Source organism: Myroides odoratimimus (assembly GCF_001485415.1).
Taxonomy (GTDB): domain Bacteria; phylum Bacteroidota; class Bacteroidia; order Flavobacteriales; family Flavobacteriaceae; genus Flavobacterium; species Flavobacterium odoratimimum.
Map to the genome: position 1 here is coordinate 269789 of NZ_BCMQ01000005.1, position 22142 is coordinate 291930.

Consider the following 22142-nt stretch of genomic DNA (forward strand, 5'->3'; position numbering starts at 1 on the left):
CATGAAAAAATATATGTATAAGATATCTCTTTTAGCTTGCGTTATAGCTTTTGTGAGCTGTGATAAAGACTTAGAAGATATCAATGTTAACCCTAATAAACCTTTGGAGGTACCAACGGGAGGGTTGTTTAATAAAGCGAATAAAGATTTAATGACTAATACACGAGGGGTATTCCCTTCAGGGCGTATGTCGTTACCTTGGGTTCAGTATTCAGCTCAAAGAAATTATACTGATGAGGATTTATATTTATTCCGTACAGGAGTGAATAATAGTTTATACACGAATATTTTTTTAGCAGCAAAAAACTATAAAGAAATAATAGATATTGTTACTAATGAGAATAATCAGATAAAAGTTCAAACTTATGGACATCCTGGAAATATGCTATCTGCGGCTCGTATAATGATCGTATATGCTCAGTTACAAGCTTTAGAGACGTATGGTGATATACCTTATTATTCATATGGTAGTGATGATCCTGATTTTGAAGCAATGACTGTGGGTACTGCAAATGCAAAACCAACACCTAAATTTGCTCCTCAGGAGAAAATTTATAAAGATATGTTGAAGGAATTGAAGGAAGCAGCAGAAAGTATAGAATTGGATGCAAAGATTTTTAATGCTGGAGATTTTCTTTTTCAAAGTCCTCTTAAGATGCAAAGATTTGCAAATTCACTTAGATTGAAAATTGCAAATCGTGTTAAAAGTGTTATTCCTGAAGCTCAGGCACATATTGATGATGCTGTTAAGGGAGGTGTTATGCAGTCTAATGACGATACAGTTGGATTAAAGTTTCAGAATGATAAAGTTAATCCAGCACCTTTTTATAGAGGAGCTTTTATAGATAATCGTAATGACTTCGCTCCTACAAATACGTTTGTTGAGCTATTAAAAGGAGAGGAAAAAATGACAGGTAAAAAGAATCCTTTTAAAGGTATTGTGGATCCGCGTTTATTTAAAATGGTGGCTCCTAAGACACAATATCTACCTGTGAAGCAAGATGATGGTTCAGTAAAAATGGAAGAGGTTACTGTGCGTTTTAGAGCAACTGATGATATTCCTAGTATTGAAGGAATGAACTATATAGATCGCCCTGTTGAATTTTATGTTGGATTGCCTATAGGGATTGAAGGTGCTTTTACTGGCTCACAGATAGGAAGTGTATCTCAATTTGGTGGTGCTATTTATAAAGCCGATAAGGTAGAGGTGCTAATGGAGTATTCAGAAGTAGAGTTTATTCTATCAGAAGTAAATAAATGGAATGATACTAATTATAAAAATGGAATTAGAGCATCTATGCTTAGTTGGGGAATCGATCAGACAGAGATTGATAAGTATCTGAAAAGTGTGCCAGCGGCAAATGAAGAGAACGTTATGACACAAAAGTATATTGCTCTTTATATGCAGCCTTATGAAGCATGGTCTGAATACAGAAGAACTAAATTCCCTAAAACATTCCTTTTACCAGGTGAAACAAGAGAACTTGTTGCACCTGGACCAAATGGAGAAACTCAGTATACATTTGTGCCAAAAGTAGATCTGAAAGATTTACCTGAAAGAATTACATATCCTTCTGATATGGAACTTGTAAATAAGGCAAATAAAGATGCTGCAGCTGCTCGTATGGGTGGTGACAAAATGGATACAAAACTTATCTGGGCTAAGAAATAATTAGCTTATTAAGTATAAAATAGAAAGCCATCTTCGGATGGCTTTTTTTATTTAATTCAAAAATAAATTTACCTTTGTCCAAATTATATTTTTATGAGCAAGTACCTAGGTGTTTTTCTATTGTTTTTTTGTTGTATGACTATCCATGCACAGTTTCAAACTTTAGATATGCAAGGAAGTTATAGACCTGATGGAGACCAAGATAAAAAAGGGAAGAAAGAAATAGGAAGCCTTAGACAGAAGGTAAAGAAAGACTCTGTGGCACCTATCAGTGACTATAAGATAATCTCAATTAAGAATGATACGATAGCTGTTGATACAGCTCTATCTGTAAAGAAGCACTATGAGTTTAATTACTTAAGAAAGGATCCTTTTGGGTTACTACAGTTTGCTAATGAAGGCCAGACCTATAACGTATTAAAATATAATTATAAAGCAAATCATGTTTTACCAGGTTTTGGTTTCGAAGCAAAACAATTTGCATACTTAAACGTAGAAGATATAAAGTATTATTCTGCACCTACGCCTTATACTGATTTATATTATAGATCTGTAATGAAGCAAGGACAAAATCTAGATGCTTTTATTACCTTAAATACAAGTAAGAACTTAAATTTCTTTGTAGGATATAAAGGATTGCGTTCTCTTGGGAAATACATTAATCAACTGTCTTCAACAGGAAATTTTAGAATAGGATCTAGTTATCAATCAGAAAATAAAAAGTATTTGATGAGAGCTCACTTTACAGCTCAAGACATCATGAACAAAGAAAATGGAGGAATACGTGACTTAGATCTTTTCGAAAGTAGTGTTAAACCATATAATAAACGTGAACGTCTTAATGTGTATTATCGAGATGTTGAAACGATGTTGAAAGGAAAGCGTTTATACTTAAATCATCAATATCAGTTAAACAATTCTTTTAAAAATGGTATTTTATTAACTCATGAGTTTACTTATGAAGATAAGTTCTTTGAGTATACACAAGCAGATATTAATAGCCAGTTTACAGATAAGACACACTTTGGAGATGCATTTAAAAGTAGTATTGATAATAAGACTAGATATTACAATGTATTTAATAGAGTAGGGGCTGCTTACCAGTCAGATGTAGCAGGACGATTTGAAGGGTTTGTTGATTTTTATAAGTATAGATATCATTATAAAAGTATTGCTCATGTGGGAGGTGGTCTAATACCAGATCAACTAGAGAAGAATATAACAATGCTAGGTGGTAGATATATTTATCATAAGGAGAATTGGAAAGCAAATGTTTTAGCCAGTACATCTCTAGGGAATGACGAAACAAGAAATTTCGAAGCTAATTTAGATTATAAATATTCAGAAGATATTGCATTTCAATTAGGCTATCAAAACCTAAATAGAATGGGGAATTTAAACTATTATTTATATCAGAGTGATTATGTTAACTACAATTGGTATAATGAGTTTAAGAACGAAAAGATTAATCAATTCGACGCTTCTGTGACTACACCATGGGTAAAGCTGTCAGGAACATATTCAGTGTTAAAAGATAAACTATATTTTTCAAATGATGCTACTGAGTTTGATAAGTTTGGTATTCCACAACAAGTGTTAGTTACCCCTAAACAATATGGTGGTACGATTAACTACTTATCTATTCAAGCCGAGAAAGACTTTAGATTTGGTAAGTTTGGTTTAGATAATACATTCTTGTATCAAAAGGTAGATCAAAAAGATAATATCTTAAATGTACCAGAGTTTGTGACACGTAATACTTTATATTTTACAGATGCATTCTTTGATAAGGCTTTAAAGTTCCAGACAGGTATCACCTTGAGTTATTTTACGAAGTACTATGGAAATGATTACAATCCATTGATAGGAGACTTTTTTGTACAAGATAAAGTTGAAATAGGGAATTACCCAGTATTAGATTTCTTTATTAATATGAAGATTAGAACAGCTAGAATATATATTATGTTGGAGCATTTTAACTCTAGTATGACAGGATACAAATATTATTCAGCACCTAATAATCCATATAAGGACTTTACCTTGAGATTTGGGATAACATGGAACTTCTTTACATAAGAATTTAGAATAAAAAAAAGCGCAGTTTTACAAAAAGTAAAACTGCGCTTTTTTTATTCTCCAAAGAGAACACCAGACACATTCCAATAACTAAAGCTATTACCTTCTCTTCTTCCTTGAGGTATTTTGACTTCTAAGGTATGTGTACCTTTCTTTATATCTCCTAGAGGAACCCAAATAGGTGGCGTGATAGCACCAGGGCACCAGTTAGAACGGCTAAGATCAGATGAGGATAACCCTGTCTCAAAATTACCAGAAGCAGGATTATACTCTCTATAAGAGCCACAGTCTTGTCTCCATGGAAAGTAGTCTAACACTTTATCAGTATCTAGAGTGATTGTATTAAGTTTAGGATTAAATTCATCTCCATTCTCCCATCCGCCATGTCCTGTTGTGATATACCTTAATCTAGCATTTTTAATATCAGTAGTTGTCGTAAAGGTTATTTTTAAACCTGTAGGTGAAGCGAACATAATAGGATAGTTCTGACCTGCCATCTCCATTAGATTAGTAGTGTTAAAGATAGGCATCATCGTTGTCGTTTTATTAGCATTGCTTAGTCCGTCAGGATGGATAGTGATATCAGCACTTATTTTATGACCATCTTTATCATAATTGCCTATATATACCCCTACATACCATTCACTATTGCTTAATAAAGGTTGAAACTCAGAAATCTCTTGTCTATAATACACCTTCTCTTGCCATTTATAATCTAGTACATCGATATGATTAAAGCCTTTGACACCAAATGGAGTGAAGAAGCGCATTAACTCTATCGGAGGAGTATAGTTTTGTGTAGCGATAACACCTTGGAATTTCTCTGACGAATCCTGATTCTGATAGATAGGGAGTACCTCTATACCTTGTTCTAAAGCATCCATAAAAGAAATTTCGTGATAGTGCGGTATCAAGAACACACTACCTGTTCTATCATAAGCATCGCCATTAGATTGTTCTGTTAAGTTGACGAATATTTGATCAGTAGGTTTTATAGCAGGTATTTTTACTTTAGTAACGATAACTGTCCCTTTAGCGAAGCGCATTAGATTTGGCTTATTAATAATAGAGTCAGAGAAATTGATCAAGTCATCTTCGAATAGCTTAATTGTAGTGAATCTGCTTTTCCATAGTTCAGTTTTATAAGTTTTAGTATCTACCTCATGACTATCTTCTAGTTGTATATAGTCTTGTATATTCAGTTTTAAATCTTTGTTTATTTTATTAGCTATCGTTTTGTATGTACCATTGCGATCTATCTCTAACACTACCCCTAGATTAGCTCCTAATGACATAGGACTTCCTTTCGCTTTTAGATCGTTAGTGTACCATAAGGTGATTTTATTAGAATTAATTGTTATAGTCGCTTTATTGCATTTATAGCCTAATATTGTTTTGGTCTCTTTATGATGTGTGAAGGATTGGTTGGTGTTTGGAAGTACCATCTTTATTTTATTCTTCTTTGTTAGATGGGCTACACTGTATTGAATATTGTTTTTATAGTCGATATAAGTTTGTTCATAAGGATATTTTTCTAGCCCTATATCGAGTTGCTTTTTCTTAGCGATAAAAGCATTATCCTCATTTGCTATCAGAATTATAGGGTCTTCTACATTGATTATTTTATTGTTGGAGTAAGTATAGTATTCTATAAGCATATTTTGGTTAGGTTTTTGTGCGTATATAATACTAGAAGACAAGGTCATAGTAAGACAAGTGAGGTAGAATAATATTCTCATGATTGTAGTTAGTGTGATTATAGTTTTTTATAAAAATAGAGAAAACGAATTGAATATAATCAATAAGAGAATACTTTTATGAAAGAAGCTTTTCTACATTATGTTTGGGCAAATCAGTTGTTCAATTCTAAAGACTTATATACAACATCTAATGAATCTCTCAATATACTTTCTACAGGGACTTTTACAGGTCTAGATGGGCCTGACTTTTTTAATGCAAGAATATGCATTGCTGATCAGGAATGGGCGGGAAATGTAGAGATACATATTAAGGCTTCTGACTGGTATGCACATCATCACGAGCGAGATCAACGTTATGATAGTGTGATACTACACGTAGTTTGGGAATATGATATTCCAGTTTTTAGATTAGATGGCAGTGAGATATCTGTTTTCGTTTTGAAGAACTATGTAGATCAACAAGTATTAGAGAAATGTACTCAACTCTTTTTGCGCAAGAATCACTTAAACTGTGAAGATAGCATAGGAGCAGTTGACCCATGTATCTGGACCTTCTGGAAAGAGAAGTTGTTTCTGGAACGGTTGATAGAAAAAACCAAACCAATGGAACAATTGCTTTTAGAAACAAATAATCATTGGGAACATGTATTCTTTTGTTTTCTAGCTAAGAGCTTTGGTTTGAACGCGAATGGCGAAGCATTCTATGATGCAGTAAGACATCTACCTATAGTGTCTATTTATAAACAATCCCAATCCTTGTTACAAATAGAAGCCCTATTGTTTGGAGTAACAGGTCTGTTAGAAGAAGAGTATGAGCTAGAGGATGACTACGTAAAAGACATAAAAAGAGAATGGATCTTCTTAAGACATAAATATACTATTTCAGTATCATCCCCATCTCCTATACGATTCTTTCAGCTTAGACCACCTAATTTTCCTACTATTAGATTAGCACAGCTGAGTAGTTGGTTATATCACCAGCAGATCCCTGTTGTAAAGATACTGACAACAACAGATTTAGATTATTTCTATCAATTATTTGATATAAAAGTGAGTTCATATTGGGAGACACATTATGTATTTAATAAAGTAAGTAAGAAACAGGCTAAGAAGCTGACTAAAGACTTTATTGATTTAGTAATTATCAATGTCATTTTACCGATGCAGATTATTTATCAGAAGTCGATATCGCATGAAGATTACGATATTAGTGATATTATAACACTAGCCGAAAGCATAAAAGCGGAGAAGAACAGTATCGTCAGTTTATTCTCTAGTTATAATATAACAGCGATTAATGCTGTAGATAGCCAAGCTCTAGTTCATCTAAAGAAGAAGTATTGTGATAGTAATCGATGTATAGAGTGTGCTGTAGGGAAAGAATTTCTCAAAAAAAGTTAATCATACACCATAGTTCACTTCGCTGTGATGGATATTGTTTATCTTTGTCTAGTTAATATGATATAGGTATGGTTACTAGTTTAAGACACTATTTCGAGAAAAGAGGATTCAGAGTATCTAGCCGTCTAGGGGATAGATTAGGGATGCGCGCTACTAGTGTGCGTCTGTTCTTTATCTATTTATCATTCTTTACCTTAGGACTAGCTTTTGCTTTATATCTTACTTTAGCTTTTTTAGCTCGTATTAAAGACTTAATCTATACAAAGAGAACATCAGTGTTCGACCTATAAATCTCTTTGAATACTGTATGTGAGTTAGATAGTAATCTTGTAATTTTCCTGTAAAAAGAGGAGATGTTATCTAACTACAGAAAAAGATTTTACTACTACACGAAGTCACAGAAGCGAGGCCTTTTCTTTTTAGTGCTCCTTGTGATTGCCATTCAGCTTTATATCTATTATCCTAGGTCATCCGATCTGCAAATAGTTGAGCAGTATTCCACTCTTTTTAACGATGAGTATCAGAAGCAGATTAGTCTATTAGATAGTATTAATACTATTGCCATAGCTAAGCGAGATACGATCTATCCTTTTAACCCCAACTTTATTACAGATTATCGAGGCTTTGTTTTAGGAATGTCTACAGCGGAGATAGATCGGTTATTATTATTCCGAAAGGAGAATAGGTATGTCAATTCTGCTAAAGAATTTCAACAAGTTACTCAAGTATCAGACGAATGGTTGAAAACCTATAGTACTTATTTTAAGTTCCCAGATTGGGTGAATAACCCTAAGGTTAAACGAGAATATGTTGAGTATAGTAAGCCTAAAGTAGATGTCCCTATAGTAGCAATATGTATAAATAGTGCAACTTTAGAAGACTTACAGAAAGTCAGAGGAATAGGCCCGTATTATGCCGATAAGATTATGAAAGAAAGGGAGAAGTACGGTGGTTTTGTGTCCATACAGCAGTTAAAGTTTGTGTATGGGCTTTCTGAAGAAGTTGTAAATGAATTATATAGACATTTTAAAGTGATGAATGCACCAACTGTTACAACTTTAAATATCAATGAAGCCTCTATAAATCAATTGAAAGAATTACCCTATATGAATTATTATATCGCAAGAGAAGTAGTTAAGCACAGGAGTATGAATGGAGATTTTGTTAATAAAGAAGGATTACTACAAATTGAGAAATTCCCTATTGACAAAATTGATATAATTAGTTTATATTTGAGATTTACGAATTAAAACTATCAACCATGAATTTTGAATACAATGAAACTCAAGCAATGATTGCTCAATCTATAAGAGACTTTGCAGAACAACATATTCGCCCACATATTATGGAATGGGACGAAGCTCAAATCTTTCCTGTAGATTTATTTAAAAAACTAGGAGAGATGGGATATATGGGAGTTTTAGTTCCTGAAGAGTACGGAGGATCTGGACTAGGTTACCACGAATATATCACTATCGTAGAAGAAATTTCTAAAGTTGACTCATCTATTGGTTTATCAGTAGCAGCACATAACTCATTATGTACTAATCATATTTTATCATTTGCGAATGAAGAACAAAAGAAAAGATGGTTACCTAAGCTAGCGACAGCAGAGTGGATCGGTGCATGGGGATTGACAGAGCACAACACTGGATCTGATGCAGGAGGTATGAGTACTACAGCTGTGAAAGATGGTGATCACTGGATCTTAAATGGAGCGAAGAACTTTATCACTCACGCTATCTCTGGTAACGTTGCAGTTGTTATCGTTCGTACAGGAGAGAAAGGTGATTCTCACGGGATGACAGCTTTCGTAGTAGAGAAGGGTACACCTGGATTCTCTAGTGGTAAGAAAGAAAATAAATTAGGAATGCGTGCATCTGAGACTGCAGAACTTATCTTTGATAACTGTCGTGTACCTGATGCTAACCGTTTAGGAGAAGTAGGAGAAGGGTTCATTCAAGCGATGAAAGTATTAGATGGAGGGCGTATCTCTATTGGTGCATTATCATTAGGTATTGCTAAAGGAGCTTATGAAGCGGCATTAAAATACTCAAAAGAGAGAGTTCAATTCGGAAAACCAATTAGCCAATTCCAAGCTATCGGTTTTAAATTAGCTGATATGGCTACTGAGATTGAGTGTTCTGAGTTATTATTACACAAAGCAGCTTTCTTAAAAAACAATAACAAACCGATGACTAAGATCGGAGCTATGGCGAAGATGTATGCGTCTGAAGTATGTGTGAAAGTATCTACAGAAGCGATCCAAATCCATGGAGGATATGGATATACTAAGGACTTCCCAGTAGAGAAGTTCTTCCGTGATTCGAAGTTGTGTACTATCGGAGAAGGAACTACAGAGATTCAAAAATTAGTTATCTCTCGTAACATTTTAAAAGACTAATCAGATTAGGCGATATATAAGAAAGGGAAGCTACTGAGCTTCCCTTTTTTGTTGTCGTTCATGGAATGCTGTCGCCATAAGACTTAATGCGCCATCACCCACTATATTACACGCAGTACCAAAACTGTCTTGTAGTGCGAATATGGTTAATACTAATGCTATCCCTGTATCATCGAAGCCCAGCATAGAGGTTATTAATCCTAAGGATGCCATTAGCGCTCCCCCAGGTACACCAGGTGCTCCTAGAGCGAATACGCCTAGCAAAAGCACAAAGAGAATCAATGTGCTAACATCAGGTAAATGCCCATAAAGGACTAAGGATACTGTCATCACAAAGAAGGTCTCTGTAACCATAGCACCACATAAGTGTACGTTAGAAAAGAACGGAATAGTGAAGTTCGTAATCTCTGGTTTCAGTACCTTGCTCTTATGTGCCGATTGTAGAGCCACACCTAAGCTAGCCGCTGAAGACATCGTGCCTAATGCTGTTAGATAGGTCGGTCCATAATGTCTGAGTACTTCCCATGGGTTCTTTTTAGCGTACAGACCTGCGATCGTGTATAAGATGGCGATCCATACGATATGAGCTAAGATCACGATGATAATCACGATTAAGAATATAGGTAATTGGGACTGTATGCTACCTACATAACTAAGCAAAGCAAAATTACATGCAATGTATAGAGGTAATAAAGGAACTAGTACTCTATTGACTAATAATAACACGATCTCTTTAAAATGATCGAAGGCGATTTCTAGTGGTTTAGACTGCGTCCATAGAATACCTAAACCTATCATGAGTGCAAGTACTAAGGAAGTCATCACATCGAATATAGGTGGAATGTCTAGTTTAAAAAGCATTTCAGGTAATGCTCTTCCCGTAGCAGCAGTAGAGGGGATATCTAGCCAAGGTAATATAGTGTATCCTAATGAACCACTGAATAGTCCTGCTCCCACACTCGATATATAGGCTATAGCTAGGGAGAACCCTATAATAACAGAAGACTTCTGATCTAGCTTAGCGATAGACGATACGATAAATCCTAAGATGATTAAAGGAACTAAAAATAAGATTAATTGCCCTAAAATATGTTTCGTTGACAAGATGACTTGAAGTAGAATATCATTTAGATAAGGTCCTACTAATAGACCGATGATTACTCCTGATATTAATCTAACGATAGTATTGTTTACTAATTTCTTTAGCATAGCGTAGAAGGTATAAAAAAGGGAAAGCACAGGCCCTCCCTCATTATCTTTATTTATCACTGTATTTTGTTACCATAAGGCTAAGTGCTCCATCTCCTGTAATATTACATGCAGTACCGAAGCTATCTTGTAATGCAAATATCGTTAAGGTTAATGCAATACCAGCATCGTCAAAACCTAGTACGGAAGCGATGATACCTAATGAGGCCATTACAGTACCGCCAGGTACACCAGGTGCTCCGATAGCGAAAATACCTAGTAGTAGTACGAATAAGATCATCGTACCCAGCGTAGGTAATGTACCATATAACACTTGAGATACAGTCATCACGAAGAATACTTCTGTCAATACTGATCCACATAAGTGTATATTAGAGAAGAACGGAATAGTGAAGTTCGTGATCTCAGGTTTTAGCACTTTACTTTTGTGTGCAGACTGTAGTGCTACACCTAGAGAAGCCGCTGAAGACATCGTCCCTACTGCTGTTAGGTAAGCAGGAGGATAGTGTTTAATAACTTCCCATGGATTCTTACCAGAGTATATCCCTGCTATCGTATATAACACACCTAACCAAATGAAGTGTGCCACTATCACGATAAGAATCACAGTTAAGAACACAGGTAGCTGTGACTGTATAGACCCTTCATAACTAAGTAATGCAAAGTTTGCCATAATATAGAATGGCAATACAGGTACTAATACTCTATTCACTAATAATAGTACGATACCTTTAAAAGAATCAAATGCACGCTCTAGTGGTTTAGACTCTGTCCATAGAATACCGATACCAATCATTAAGGCAAGTGTCAGAGAAGTCATTACTCCAAAAACTGGCGGTATATCTAGCTTAAACAACATCGCAGGAAGCTCCTTAAGAGTCTCCACATTGTTCTCTATCTGTAAGTGAGGGATAATGTTAAACCCTAGTGTACTACTAAAGAACCCTGCTCCGATACTAGATAAGTAAGCAATAATAATAGAGAAACCGATTATACCAGTCTGTCCCTTGTCTAGTTTAGCGATAGAAGATACTACGAATCCTAGAATGATCAGCGGTACTAAGAACAGAATGATCTGACCTAGTATATGTCTCGTTGATAAGATGATTTGTAGTAAGCTGTCTGTAAGATATGGTCCTATGACTAGACCAACTATCACCCCTAGTAAAAGTTTTACTATTGTATTACTAAAGAATTTCTTCATGTTCTGATACCTGTATTTTTGATTAAAGTACTAAATTATTCAAAGCAAAGATATTTATAAACCTTGTTTTTTATTAGTCATTTTCAGAATATACCATATATATGGTAGTCGAGGTAGGGAGGTATAATATAGGATGTTAGTAATGATATGTTTTTGTTGATATAGTTTGGTTCGGAGACAGATTTAGTGTCGTTCGGAAAAGGGGTCTTTATCCTAGTAAAAACCGAGGTTTTTCCGAACAACTTCCGAACAATGTGCTTAGTAAAGCGTAACCAATTTCTTGTAAGCCTTGTCAATAAAGAGTTGATAAGGATTATCGTTTTCTCATAAATATCTATTTTAACCAAATCAGATCATTTTCTCCAAAGTAGGTCAACTCTAAAATGAATAGGGTGTTTATAAGGAGTTTATGAATTGTTACTTCATTAAATATTCGTAATATTAACCTATTGGAAATATGAATAGGCATGAAGAGCGTTTTAGAAACAGATCGATTAGCATTAAGAGAATTAACTACTGCAGATGCAGCGCACTTTTATCAACTAAACCTTAATCCTAATGTGATGCGCTATACAGGAGATGATGCTTTTGACAGTGTGGATGATGCGCATACTTTCTTAGCTAATTATAGCGATTATGAGAGAAACGGATATGGACGATGGGCAGTTATTCGTAAGGAAGACAATGCGTTCTTAGGATGGTGTGGGCTGAAGTACAATGCTGATATAGATAAGACAGATATAGGCTTTCGCTTCTATGAGGAGCATTGGAATATGGGGTATGCTACCGAGAGCGCAAAGGCGTGTTTAGAATATGGATTTACAACCTTAGGGCTACACTGTATTATTGGTAGAGCGATGAAAGAGAATATCGCATCGATTAAAGTATTAGAGAAAATAGAACTAGTCTATGAGAATGATTTTGACTTCGATGAGCATATAGGCGTGTTGTATGTAATAGCACAGTAGAGGCGGCAATACTTTTTGACTAAATAGTATAAAAAATAGAACTGAAATGGATAAAGAAATAAAAGAATATACAAAGCAAGAATTAGGGATATCAGCTATGTCTATTGGCCAATTAAAACGGATAAGAGTATTAGCAAAAGCGTTATTAATCTTAATTTTATCACAGGTATTGTTAGTAATACTATTTGATCTTTTTTTAAGTGATACACTTCAACCTTTAATGAGTCAATTTTTCCTTATCATAATAGCGGGTTTTATAGATGGTAAATTGTTTGGTTTAGGATTGTGTTTCTTATTAGCCTTCTTAATATTTGTGTATATATGTTATCTTCTATATAGATTTAGTACATCTTTAAAAATAGCTTTAGAGATGAAGAACAGTAATAAGTTAGAATATAGTTTAGGTAATCTTAGTAGGATAACTATACTTATCACTAGTTCTGTTTTAGTAGGTATTATTACTGCATTTATAATTTTTTTCTCAGTTATTAAGTCATGAATAATCAAGTAAATCAACATAGTGAAGATAGCAATCAAAAGTTAGTGCTAACAGAACAATCACTACTCTACTTAAAACGTATTAGTAAGTGGGTTATACCTTTAATTGTTGTATGTGGAGTCATTAGTTTAGTCAGTTTTTTTGAACTATTTGTGAGGTTATCAAAACAAGAATATCTGCCTGTTTTAATGAATCTGTTAAGTTTTGTATTAAGTAGTTATTCATGTATGCATTTGTTCTTTTTAAGTAGACGAATCAGAAAGACCATTATTCATAATTCTGAAGAATTTTTAGAAGACACTTTCAGTACTATTCGAAAGTTATTGTTTGTTTTCTGTTTATTCTTTATAATTAATTTAGTTATGACAGTCATTATAGGATTCGTAAGATAGAGAAGTAGGAGAATGATTTTGACTTCGATGGTCATGTAGGTGTATTGTATGTAATAACACGGTAGAAACATAATACTTTGTGTCTAACATAATACATTCTTAATGATGATCCTTATTTGATGTAAGATACTAATGAATTGTTTCTCATAAGCTTTTTTTAAAAGAATAGCTCTATCTGTCTAGTATGTCATTCCGACGAAGGAGGAATCTCATATTATAAGACATGCTGTATATGATACAAAGTGTTATGTTTTAAACCTAATCTGTTCAATATAGCATTCTTTATCTGAGTTAGTATACGAAAAACGGTTAATAGTATAAAAGCTATTAACCGTTTTTTTATGGCTATAAGTCAACAAGAATAAATAAACACCTCAATGTACTAGAGTTTATCCACATCACTAAAACTGTGAACCGCGAACTGATAACAGTAAACTGTTAACCAATCCCCATTCGCGCAGTAAATACTCCCATTCGCGCACTCGTTTTTTTAGAAGTTGTGTTGTCAGATTACGTTTGTGATAGAGTTAATCAAGAAGAAAGATGAGAACACTACTATGTTTGTTATTAACCATGTGTTTAGGTGCTTTACAGGCACAACAGATTCAACTATCGGGTACAGTGGTAAACGATAAGAATAAACCAATCGAGAATGTGAATGTATACCTTGAAGATAGCTTTGAAGGAGGATTGACCGATGCGAAAGGGCATTTCAGTTTTATAGTTACAGATACAGTAGTGAGTGGCGTACTGAAGTTAATGCACCCACAGTATGGCAATCTAGATGTAGAGATCAATACAAAGGAGAATTATAATGAACATTTTGTGTTAAGTGGGCAAGATGAGGTGATGGGAGAGATACTTATTACTACGAATAGTAAGAATAAGAGAGGACGCGCAGAGAGTATAGGATTAAATGCGATGGATGTAGTGAGTACTGCGGGTAGCCCTGGTAATATTATGGGAGTCCTAAGTACCATGCCAGGAGCGCAGACCAATGGAGAAGATGGGAGGCTACTGATACGTGGAGGTAGAGCAGAGGAGAGTGGTATATTCGTCAATGGTGTAAGGGTGTTTCAGCCTTATACTTCTTCGGTGGGTAATGTACCTGTGCGTTCTAAGTTTAATCCATTTCTGTTTAAGGGAATGTCCTTCTCAGCAGGAGGGTATAGCGCAGAGTTTGGAGATGCGCTATCAGGAGTATTACAGTTAGATACATCAGATGAGATAGATCCTTCACGTAGAGATTACTCTATCTCTACTGTAGGAGGGAGCTTCGCGCAGACACATCAGTGGGGCAAGAACTCGCTGTCATATAGTCTAAACTATCTAAACTTAGGAGCCTATACTGCAGTGGTAAGACAGCGATATAATACTAAAAAACCATTCTCTACAGCTTCTGGAGAGATGATGTATAAGCGCGAGATTAAGGACGGAGGATATAAACTATATACTGCTGTAGACTTCTCTACCATTAAGTATGAGCAAGAGATACAACCAAGTAATCGAGTAGATACACTAGGCTTTAAGTCGAGTAATGTGTATATGAATAGTGTGTTCTTTAAGAAGCTTACTCCTTATATGAGACTTGATATTGGTACAGGGTTAGGGTATATGGATTATACAGGAGATAGCAATGATTTGAGTGTAAAGAAGATTAGTTGGGATGTGAATCAGAAGGTGAAGTTGTCTTATCAGTGGAATGGGCAGTTTCAGTTTTTTGTTGGGGTAGATGTACAGGCTTCTAAGTTAGATTTGACGAGAAGTAAAGGAAGTAGAGCAGAAGACTTAGGTACGGATGCGAATAGATGGGCATTGTTTTTTGAGAACAATTGGAAGATAACATCAGACTTGTCATTGAGAGCTGGTTTGAGAACGAGTAAGTATTCAGAGATAGAAGATTGGACAGTGGAGCCACGAGCGATGCTGACGTATCAGATGACATCTAAGCATCAGATGTCTTTCTCTTATGGGGTGTTTAATCAAGCGATGAACTTAGAACAGTCATTAGCAGTGAAACAAGAAGACTGGATGCAGGCTAATCATTATATACTGAACTATACTTATGAGTTTAGAAAACGTCTATTGAGAGCAGAGATGTTCTATAAAGATTACAGTAAGTTGTTATTAACTCCACTGGGTAAACCAAGTGAGTATGCACAGTTAGGAGAGGGGTATGCAAAGGGATTTGATTTGTTTTGGAAAGATAATATCACGTTTAAGAATTTTAGCTATTGGGTAACCTATACTTACATTGACTCTCAACGTAAAGAGATGTATTGGAACGAATGGATACAGCCGTCTTATGTAGTGAAGCACAATTTCTCTGTGGTGACGAAGTACTGGATAGAGCAATGGAAGTCTCAGGTGAGTATGACGTATAACTACAGTAGCCCACGTCACTTTCACGATATAAATACAACTAATAAAGCTACTTATGAGAGTAGTCCCATACACAATGTAAGTATGAGCTGGGCTTATCTATTCAGTGGGCAAAAGATAGTGTACTTATCAGTAGATAATTTGTTAGGACGCAATCCTGTGTATGCTTATCAGTTTAATCAACGAGGGGGACAACCTGATATCACAAATGCCTCTGCAAAGCGATTTATATATGTAGGGTTTATGTGGACAATAAGTGCTGATAAGAAGAAAAACCAATTAGAGAATTTGTAAAACAACTTAAACATTAGAAACAACAGTTCGCGCAGTTCGTTTTTTAAAGATTTGATAGTCAGTGTAGATTTGTTGTGTAATTAAATAATTAGAAAGATGAAAAAGTTATTGATTTTATTATTCAGTGTATTTAGTGTAATGAGTTTCGGACAATCTAAATACGAGGCAGGAATGCAAAAAGCGATGCAACAATGGCAAAGTGGGCAATCGAAAGAAGCAGTGGCTATGCTAGACCGCATAGCGATGTCTGATAAAGAGAATTGGATACCAGTGTACTACAAGGTGTTTATAAGTATCACAGGAGGGTTTAGTAATCCGCAGGCTGATAATATAGAAGATATCGTAGCAGCTAACCGCGTACTAATAGACCAATGGTTAGAAAAGGGAGGAAGTGAGTGGTATGTATTAAAAGGAATGAATGAGACACTAGAGTTAATTACTGATCCGATGAATAAGGGGATGGTACAGACTCCAATTATCAATAAAGCGTATGATAAGTCGATAGAGTTAGATCCTACTAATCCGAGAGCGGTGTACTCTGTGGCAAGTTTTCAGATTAATAGCGCTAAGTTTATGAAGGTAGATATGACTTATTACTGTAAGATGCTAGAGAAGTCGATAGAGCTATTCGATAAACAGAAGAGTGATGTGCCATTTTATCCATCATGGGGGAAAGATTGGGCATTAAAAACACAAGAATTGTGTAAAGGGAAATAATTGTTACTGTCTTTGTTGTAATTTAGATTTTTATACATGAGAACTATGGTTATTAATTGGCGTCGACATATTCTATTAGCTACCAGCTTTGGATTGATTTTAAGTTTAATGATATCTTACTATTCTTTTCAAGATAAAGGGATGAGTTTTTTTGAGTTGTTTGGTAATGCTCGTTTTCAAAAAGCTACATTCTCTTCATTTGTATTATCAGTACTGATCTATCTGTCTAATTTTATTACAAGCACTTTAGTTTGTTGGGGGATAGAGAGGCATGAAAAAAAGATAAAAGGACAGTTAAGTAAGAAGGTTAGTAATATAGCGTTCTTTATAAATGGTATCATTACTTCTGTTACTGCCTATTATCTGTTCTTAGCTATAATGCTCAATATCTTTTATGGTTTATCGTTTAAAGACTTTTACAATGGAGATCATATGCGCTTTGGTAACTTCTTAGCAATTGTGTTGATTAGTGTATTTATTTTACTTGTTGTATTCATATTTGCTTATAATGATCAATTAAGGTTGTTAGAGTTGAAGAATAAGGAAATAGAGATAGAATTACAGAAGAGTCAGATAGAGAGTATGAAAGAGCAGCTATCGCCACACTTCTTGTTTAACAATATGAATGTACTGATAAGTACAATACAAGAGGATCCTGTTAAGGCAGAACAGTTCGCCCGTTCGTTCTCTAAAATTTATAGGTATGTATTAGAAAGATTAGACAATACATCATGTGCTCTATCTGATGAGGTAGCTTTTATAAAAGACTATGTATATCTACTCAATGTGCGTTATGATAATGCTATTGATTTCAGAATTAGTGATGAGGTGATGCACTATAGCGATATACAAGTACCTACGTTATGTCTACAGATTTTGATAGAGAATGTAGTAAAGCACAATATAATTCCTTCTGATGGAAAAATTAGTGTGATACTTACTGTAGAAGATAATGGTTTAGTGCTGTGGAATGAAAGATGTGCGAAGCCTAAACAAGTAGATTCAACTGGATTAGGACTTCAGAATTTGTCTAAGCGAAGTCTGTTGTTGTTTAAACAAGATATTGTGATAAAAGATTTAGAAGATAGTTTTAGCGTTAGAATACCTTTAGTTAGAAAAGACAGCTGATGAAAATAGTAATTATAGAAGACGAGAAGCCTGCAGCAAGGCTGTTAAGTAGAGAATTAGAAAAACTTGGGTTAGAAGTACAGCATACGCTGTATTCTGTAAGTGAGGCTATCCCTTGGTTTGTGCAACATGAGCACCCAGACTTGATATTTGCTGATATACAGTTAGCGGATGGGCTGTCATTAGAGATATTCGAACAAGTAGAGATTAAGAGTGCTATCATCTTTGTCACAAGTTTTGATCACTATGCGATTAAGGCATTTAAACTAAACAGCATTGATTATCTACTAAAGCCAATAGAGCCAACAGAACTATTAGGTGCTATTAATAAATACAAGTCACAACAACGCAGTACAACACAGACCGTAGAAAACCTTAGGCAAAGTATAGGTGGGAATAGTTATGCAAAACGGCTGATGATAAAAGTGGGGATGCAGATAAAGATGGTGTTGGTAGATGAGGTGGTGTGTTTTTATAGAGAGGATAGAGGAGTGTATGTCTCTACAGTAGAAGGAAAGACTCATCTGCTAGAAGAAGGCTCTATAGAAGCAGCTATTAAAATGGTCAACCCAGAGAAGTTCTTTCGAGTGAATAGATCTCAAGTAGTGTGTATCGATTATATAGAACAGATCGTACAACTGTCTACTGCTCGATTAAAACTAACGATGAGGAATTATACAGATGAGGTGATTGTGAGTAGAGAAAGAGTGAGTGAATTTAAGAGCTGGTTAGCGGAGAATTAGTAAGAAGTAAAAAGGATAATAGTAGTCCTAGATTTATTTAGTAATTTGGTGAGGATAAATAATACCTATTATTAATGAATGAAGGTTACGAACAAATCACAGAGAGTAATATAAAAGTACTTACTTCTATGCATAGTGGTTTAGGACTATTAGGAACTTATATGAATCGGGTAAGTTATGTGACGATGTTACTTTCTTTAGGAGGAGTAGGGTATACATTATACTATATGAAGTATAAGGTAAAACCCCCAATGTTTGATAACCCAGCGTTAGATGATCGACTAATGACAGAAGATACCTGTTTAATATTAGCAGGGGGTTGTGTGATTTTCTTTTTGATTAATGTACACCTGATGAATAGTAGTAAGAAATTGAGAAAAGCTGTGGATGTGAATAATGTGGAGTTATTAGAGAGTGGATTAATGAGCGTGAGCTGGAGTATGAGGATTATGGGGATATTTATTATGCTGTTAGTATCCTCTTTTATCGGCTGGATTGCTTATTCATTAGTGATAATTGATTTACCTTAATTTGTTTGAATGATGACAAAAGAATTTGTGTTTACTCAAAAGATACAGTCATATTTGAGAAGTATTGGTAGATGGGGAGCGTTTATAGCTGTGTGTAATTTGATGTTAAGTGTCTTATTAGTGATTATGTTTGGGATAGCATATTCAGATAAGATGATAGTCGTTTTCACTTTAGCTATTTTGTTTTTTCTTCAATTAGTTTCTGTAATAGGAATGTTAAACTATAGTATAGGCTTAAAGTCAGCCATTAGAAATCATGATAGAGAAGGGCTAGAGTATGCAATAGAAGGGATTAAAGGTTATTTTAAATATCTGTTCTTCACACTGTGTTTAGCATTTTTAGCTTTAGGAATAGGTTTGCTTTTAGTAGGATGGTAAGTGTATAGAAGTTAGCTGTTTGGTCAGCTGTTTTATGTACTAATACCTTAGTAGATAGTATAGGAAACAATGTGATCTTAAGTATTCGTATAGAATTTTTGAAATTGTTGTTTTTGGGAGGGAAACCTCAAAGAGTGGGTAATAATTAGGTAAGAGGCTCTAAGAATGTTCACACTCGTTTCTATGGCTGTTAGTTCTCTATCTTTATTTCTTAGATAAACGATAAGTATTTGTTTTTAAGTATATGTTTTTTAAAAAAAGATGTTTTTTTATTGTGATGAATAAAAAAAGTTTTACTTTTGCACCACTAATGAGAGGAGGTGTATGAAAACATGTTAATCATTCCAATTAAAGACGGAGAAAATATCGATAGAGCACTTAAGCGCTATAAAAGAAAATTTGACAGAACAGGAACTTTACGTCAGTTAAGATCTCGTCAGGCATTCTTAAAACCGTCTGTACTTAAAAGAGACAAAATGCAAAAAGCTGCATACGTTCAACACTTGAAAGATTCAGTAGAAATCTAATAAGTATTGAATATTAAAAAATAACCGTTGTAATAAAGTATTAACTTTGTTGCAACGGTTTTTTTTATGTTTGAAAATTTAGAAAAGTTTATTGAGTATATACAGAAAGAAAGAAAGTATTCTGACAAGACGGTTTTAGCCTATCAGAACGATATTGGAGATTATGTGTCTTTCTTAGAGCAACTGTCGTTAGATTATCTAAAGGCAGGATATGATGGTGTTCGTCTCTGGATAGTGAAGTTATCCGAAGAGGGACTGACTAATCGGTCTATAAATAGAAAGACTAGTGCGCTGAGTTCTTTTTATAAATTCTTGTTGAAGATAGGGGAGGTAGAGACTAATCCGCTTTACTTACATCGATCTTTAAAAGTGGAAAAAAAGTTGCAATTGCCTTTTTCTATAAAAGAGATTGATGCAGTACGTACGATGTTTGAAGGTAAGGAGGATTTTAATTCTCTGAGAGATTTGCTGATTGTGGAGATGTTGTATTGTCTTGGGCTTCGTAGAGCAGAGTTGGTTGCTTTAGATGTGGATGATATAGATTTTTATTTGCATCAAGTGCGTATTTTAGGAAAGGGGTCAAAACAGCGCATCGTACCATTATTAGGTAGTGTAGAAGTGTTATTGAAAAAATATCTTGAATCAAGAAGTTTAGTCTTGAGTTCTGTGGTGGGTATTAAGGGACTTTTGGTAACAGAATCTGGTAAGAAAGTTGATGAAATGTTTGTTTATCGAGTAATAAATTCATACTTTAGTAATGCAACAACAAAGGAGAAGAAAAGCCCTCATATGTTGCGTCACTCTTTTGCTACGCACCTTTTAGAAGGAGGAGCAGATATTAATTCAATTAAAGAATTAATGGGGCATGAAAGCTTATCAACAACACAAGGATATGCACAGATTAATCTAAGTGAGTTGAAGAAAGTGTATCAAAGTTCGCATCCAAGAGGGAAGAATAAAGAAAAATAACCTTTTAAAACCGTTAATTATGAAAGTAAACATTCAAGCTATTAATTTCAATGTGGATCGTAAGTTGGTAGATTTTGCAAACGAGCGTTTGTCAAAAATCGAAAAGTATTATGATAAGATAGTTTCAGTAGATGTTTTTTTTAAATTAGAGAACACAAATGAAAAAGAAAATAAGATTACAGAAATAAAAGTACTGGTTCCGGGTGACGAGATGATTGTTAAAAAAACGTGTAAGACTTTCGAAGAAGGTTTAGATGCTGGAGCAGATGCACTAGAGCGATTAGTGGTAAAACACAAAGAGAAAATCAAAGCTCATTAATTTAAAAAAATAAGTAAATTGTTTTTTTTAATCAATAAAATATATACATTTGCAGTCCGTTAGAAATAGCGGACTTTTTCTATTGAGTCATTTGCCGGTGTAGCTCAGCTGGCTAGAGCAGCTGATTTGTAATCAGCAGGTCGTGGGTTCGAGTCCCTCCATCGGCTCAAAGAAAAGTAATATCAAACACAGTTTGAGGGGAGATACTCAAGCGGCCAACGAGGACGGACTGTAAATCCGTTGGGAAACCTTCGCAGGTTCGAATCCTGCTCTCCCCACAGAGAATAAGAAGCATCAAGCCGGTGTAGCTCAGGGGTAGAGTGCTTCCTTGGTAAGGAAGAGGTCACGGGTTCAAATCCCGTCATTGGCTCAGGTTTTTTTATTATATTTGAACACTAATTATATAACTAAGATTAAATTATTAAATCATGGCAAAGGAAACTTTTGATCGTTCGAAACCGCACTTAAACATCGGTACTATCGGACACGTTGACCACGGTAAAACTACTACTACTGCTGCTATTACTAAAGTATTAGCTGACGCAGGATTCTCAGAAGCTCGTTCATTTGATTCAATTGATAATGCTCCAGAAGAAAAAGAGCGTGGTATTACAATTAATACTTCTCACG

Annotated in this window: 21 protein-coding genes and 3 tRNA genes; 21 read left to right on the plus strand and 3 right to left on the minus strand. The window is 34.8% G+C overall.

The window, feature by feature from the left end; genetic code table 11:
- The first annotated feature begins 1 nt into the window (after position 1).
- Positions 2-1672 (plus strand): SusD/RagB family nutrient-binding outer membrane lipoprotein, encoded by a 1671-nt coding sequence (locus tag MODO_RS07195; protein ID WP_039851946.1) that lies wholly within the window; start codon positions 2-4, stop codon positions 1670-1672.
- Positions 1673-1765: 93 nt separating this feature from the next.
- Entirely contained in the window at positions 1766-3748 is a 1983-nt protein-coding gene (locus MODO_RS07200) for a putative porin (protein ID WP_006259616.1), read from the plus strand.
- A gap of 53 nt (positions 3749-3801) precedes the next feature.
- On the opposite strand, the gene MODO_RS07205 is transcribed toward MODO_RS07200, so the two are convergent.
- Entirely contained in the window at positions 3802-5406 is a 1605-nt protein-coding gene (locus tag MODO_RS07205) for a PNGase F N-terminal domain-containing protein (RefSeq protein WP_006259615.1), read from the minus strand.
- A gap of 159 nt (positions 5407-5565) precedes the next feature.
- Between MODO_RS07205 and MODO_RS07210 the strand changes: the two genes are divergently transcribed.
- From MODO_RS07210 to MODO_RS07225, 4 genes are all read left to right on the plus strand, one after another.
- A complete protein-coding gene (locus MODO_RS07210) occupies positions 5566-6849 on the plus strand; it encodes a DUF2851 family protein (protein ID WP_006259614.1) in 1284 nt (427 codons plus the stop codon).
- A 68-nt stretch (positions 6850-6917) separates the two neighbouring features.
- Positions 6918-7139, plus strand: coding sequence for a hypothetical protein (locus MODO_RS07215; RefSeq protein WP_006259613.1), 222 nt, complete (start codon positions 6918-6920; stop codon positions 7137-7139).
- Between the two features lie 63 nt (positions 7140-7202).
- Positions 7203-8099 (plus strand): ComEA family DNA-binding protein, encoded by an 897-nt coding sequence (locus MODO_RS07220; protein ID WP_006259612.1) that lies wholly within the window; start codon positions 7203-7205, stop codon positions 8097-8099.
- 11 nt (positions 8100-8110) lie between these two features.
- A complete protein-coding gene (locus MODO_RS07225) occupies positions 8111-9253 on the plus strand; it encodes an acyl-CoA dehydrogenase family protein (RefSeq protein ID WP_006259611.1) in 1143 nt (380 codons plus the stop codon).
- A 30-nt stretch (positions 9254-9283) separates the two neighbouring features.
- Here the strand turns inward: MODO_RS07225 and MODO_RS07230 are convergent, their stop codons facing one another.
- Both MODO_RS07230 and MODO_RS07235 read right to left on the minus strand, forming a co-directional pair.
- Positions 9284-10462 (minus strand): cation:dicarboxylate symporter family transporter, encoded by a 1179-nt coding sequence (locus tag MODO_RS07230; RefSeq protein ID WP_006264679.1) that lies wholly within the window; start codon positions 10460-10462, stop codon positions 9284-9286.
- A gap of 49 nt (positions 10463-10511) precedes the next feature.
- The gene (locus MODO_RS07235) at positions 10512-11666 is read right to left on the minus strand and encodes a dicarboxylate/amino acid:cation symporter (RefSeq protein ID WP_058699090.1); all 1155 of its coding nucleotides are present in this window, start codon (positions 11664-11666) and stop codon (positions 10512-10514) included.
- 467 nt (positions 11667-12133) lie between these two features.
- On the opposite strand from MODO_RS07235, the gene MODO_RS07240 reads away from it, so the two are divergent.
- The 15 genes from MODO_RS07240 to MODO_RS07315 form a co-directional block, all read left to right on the plus strand.
- Positions 12134-12634 (plus strand): GNAT family N-acetyltransferase, encoded by a 501-nt coding sequence (locus tag MODO_RS07240; RefSeq protein WP_006259608.1) that lies wholly within the window; start codon positions 12134-12136, stop codon positions 12632-12634.
- Positions 12635-12680: 46 nt separating this feature from the next.
- Entirely contained in the window at positions 12681-13133 is a 453-nt protein-coding gene (locus MODO_RS07245) for a hypothetical protein (RefSeq protein ID WP_006259607.1), read from the plus strand.
- A 935-nt stretch (positions 13134-14068) separates the two neighbouring features.
- A complete protein-coding gene (locus MODO_RS07255) occupies positions 14069-16201 on the plus strand; it encodes a TonB-dependent receptor (RefSeq protein WP_006259605.1) in 2133 nt (710 codons plus the stop codon).
- Between the two features lie 96 nt (positions 16202-16297).
- Positions 16298-16918 (plus strand): hypothetical protein, encoded by a 621-nt coding sequence (locus MODO_RS07260; RefSeq protein ID WP_006259604.1) that lies wholly within the window; start codon positions 16298-16300, stop codon positions 16916-16918.
- Positions 16919-16963: 45 nt separating this feature from the next.
- The gene (locus MODO_RS07265) at positions 16964-18046 is read left to right on the plus strand and encodes a sensor histidine kinase (protein ID WP_230486183.1); all 1083 of its coding nucleotides are present in this window, start codon (positions 16964-16966) and stop codon (positions 18044-18046) included.
- A complete protein-coding gene (locus tag MODO_RS07270; protein WP_006259602.1) occupies positions 18046-18789 on the plus strand; it encodes a LytR/AlgR family response regulator transcription factor in 744 nt (247 codons plus the stop codon). The genes MODO_RS07265 and MODO_RS07270 overlap by 1 nt, the downstream gene beginning before the upstream one ends.
- Before the next feature lie 74 nt (positions 18790-18863).
- On the plus strand, positions 18864-19319 hold the full coding sequence (locus tag MODO_RS07275; RefSeq protein ID WP_006259601.1) for a hypothetical protein: 456 nt from the start codon (positions 18864-18866) through the stop codon (positions 19317-19319).
- A 9-nt stretch (positions 19320-19328) separates the two neighbouring features.
- Complete coding sequence (locus tag MODO_RS07280) at positions 19329-19697, plus strand: hypothetical protein (RefSeq protein WP_230456765.1); 369 nt, start codon at positions 19329-19331, stop codon at positions 19695-19697.
- Positions 19698-20029: 332 nt separating this feature from the next.
- Positions 20030-20224 carry a 30S ribosomal protein S21 gene (gene rpsU / locus MODO_RS07285; RefSeq protein ID WP_006259599.1) on the plus strand — a complete coding sequence of 65 codons (195 nt, stop codon included), beginning with the start codon at positions 20030-20032 and terminating at the stop codon, positions 20222-20224.
- A gap of 66 nt (positions 20225-20290) precedes the next feature.
- A complete protein-coding gene (locus tag MODO_RS07290; protein WP_006259598.1) occupies positions 20291-21193 on the plus strand; it encodes a tyrosine-type recombinase/integrase in 903 nt (300 codons plus the stop codon).
- Between the two features lie 19 nt (positions 21194-21212).
- Positions 21213-21512, plus strand: a complete 300-nt coding sequence (hpf, locus tag MODO_RS07295; RefSeq protein ID WP_006259597.1) for a ribosome hibernation-promoting factor, HPF/YfiA family — start codon at positions 21213-21215, stop codon at positions 21510-21512.
- 93 nt (positions 21513-21605) lie between these two features.
- A tRNA-Thr gene (locus MODO_RS07300) sits at positions 21606-21679 on the plus strand.
- Between the two features lie 30 nt (positions 21680-21709).
- A tRNA-Tyr gene (locus tag MODO_RS07305) sits at positions 21710-21790 on the plus strand.
- A gap of 20 nt (positions 21791-21810) precedes the next feature.
- Positions 21811-21882 (plus strand) — tRNA-Thr (locus MODO_RS07310).
- A gap of 58 nt (positions 21883-21940) precedes the next feature.
- Positions 21941-22142: GTP-binding protein (locus MODO_RS07315; protein ID WP_235811658.1), on the plus strand; the 202-nt coding region annotated here is incomplete at its 3' end.

Bases quoted from the DNA above. Each gene is read 5' to 3' on its own strand.
- rpsU (WP_006259599.1), top strand. From the start codon at position 20,030: ATGTTAATCATTCCAATTAAAGACGGAGAAAATATCGATAGAGCACTT.
- MODO_RS07270 (WP_006259602.1), top strand. From the start codon at position 18,046: ATGAAAATAGTAATTATAGAAGACGAGAAGCCTGCAGCAAGGCTGTTA.
- MODO_RS07255 (WP_006259605.1), top strand. From the start codon at position 14,069: ATGAGAACACTACTATGTTTGTTATTAACCATGTGTTTAGGTGCTTTA.
- MODO_RS07195 (WP_039851946.1), top strand. From the start codon at position 2: ATGAAAAAATATATGTATAAGATATCTCTTTTAGCTTGCGTTATAGCT.
- MODO_RS07235 (WP_058699090.1), bottom strand. From the start codon at position 11,666: ATGAAGAAATTCTTTAGTAATACAATAGTAAAACTTTTACTAGGGGTG.
- MODO_RS07230 (WP_006264679.1), bottom strand. From the start codon at position 10,462: ATGCTAAAGAAATTAGTAAACAATACTATCGTTAGATTAATATCAGGA.
- MODO_RS07200 (WP_006259616.1), top strand. From the start codon at position 1,766: ATGAGCAAGTACCTAGGTGTTTTTCTATTGTTTTTTTGTTGTATGACT.
- MODO_RS07205 (WP_006259615.1), bottom strand. From the start codon at position 5,406: ATGCTTATAGAATACTATACTTACTCCAACAATAAAATAATCAATGTA.
- MODO_RS07215 (WP_006259613.1), top strand. From the start codon at position 6,918: ATGGTTACTAGTTTAAGACACTATTTCGAGAAAAGAGGATTCAGAGTA.
- MODO_RS07240 (WP_006259608.1), top strand. From the start codon at position 12,134: ATGAAGAGCGTTTTAGAAACAGATCGATTAGCATTAAGAGAATTAACT.
- MODO_RS07260 (WP_006259604.1), top strand. From the start codon at position 16,298: ATGAAAAAGTTATTGATTTTATTATTCAGTGTATTTAGTGTAATGAGT.
- MODO_RS07290 (WP_006259598.1), top strand. From the start codon at position 20,291: ATGTTTGAAAATTTAGAAAAGTTTATTGAGTATATACAGAAAGAAAGA.
- MODO_RS07280 (WP_230456765.1), top strand. From the start codon at position 19,329: ATGATGACAAAAGAATTTGTGTTTACTCAAAAGATACAGTCATATTTG.
- MODO_RS07225 (WP_006259611.1), top strand. From the start codon at position 8,111: ATGAATTTTGAATACAATGAAACTCAAGCAATGATTGCTCAATCTATA.
- MODO_RS07220 (WP_006259612.1), top strand. From the start codon at position 7,203: ATGTTATCTAACTACAGAAAAAGATTTTACTACTACACGAAGTCACAG.
- MODO_RS07265 (WP_230486183.1), top strand. From the start codon at position 16,964: ATGGTTATTAATTGGCGTCGACATATTCTATTAGCTACCAGCTTTGGA.
- MODO_RS07275 (WP_006259601.1), top strand. From the start codon at position 18,864: ATGAATGAAGGTTACGAACAAATCACAGAGAGTAATATAAAAGTACTT.
- MODO_RS07245 (WP_006259607.1), top strand. From the start codon at position 12,681: ATGGATAAAGAAATAAAAGAATATACAAAGCAAGAATTAGGGATATCA.
- MODO_RS07210 (WP_006259614.1), top strand. From the start codon at position 5,566: ATGAAAGAAGCTTTTCTACATTATGTTTGGGCAAATCAGTTGTTCAAT.
- hpf (WP_006259597.1), top strand. From the start codon at position 21,213: ATGAAAGTAAACATTCAAGCTATTAATTTCAATGTGGATCGTAAGTTG.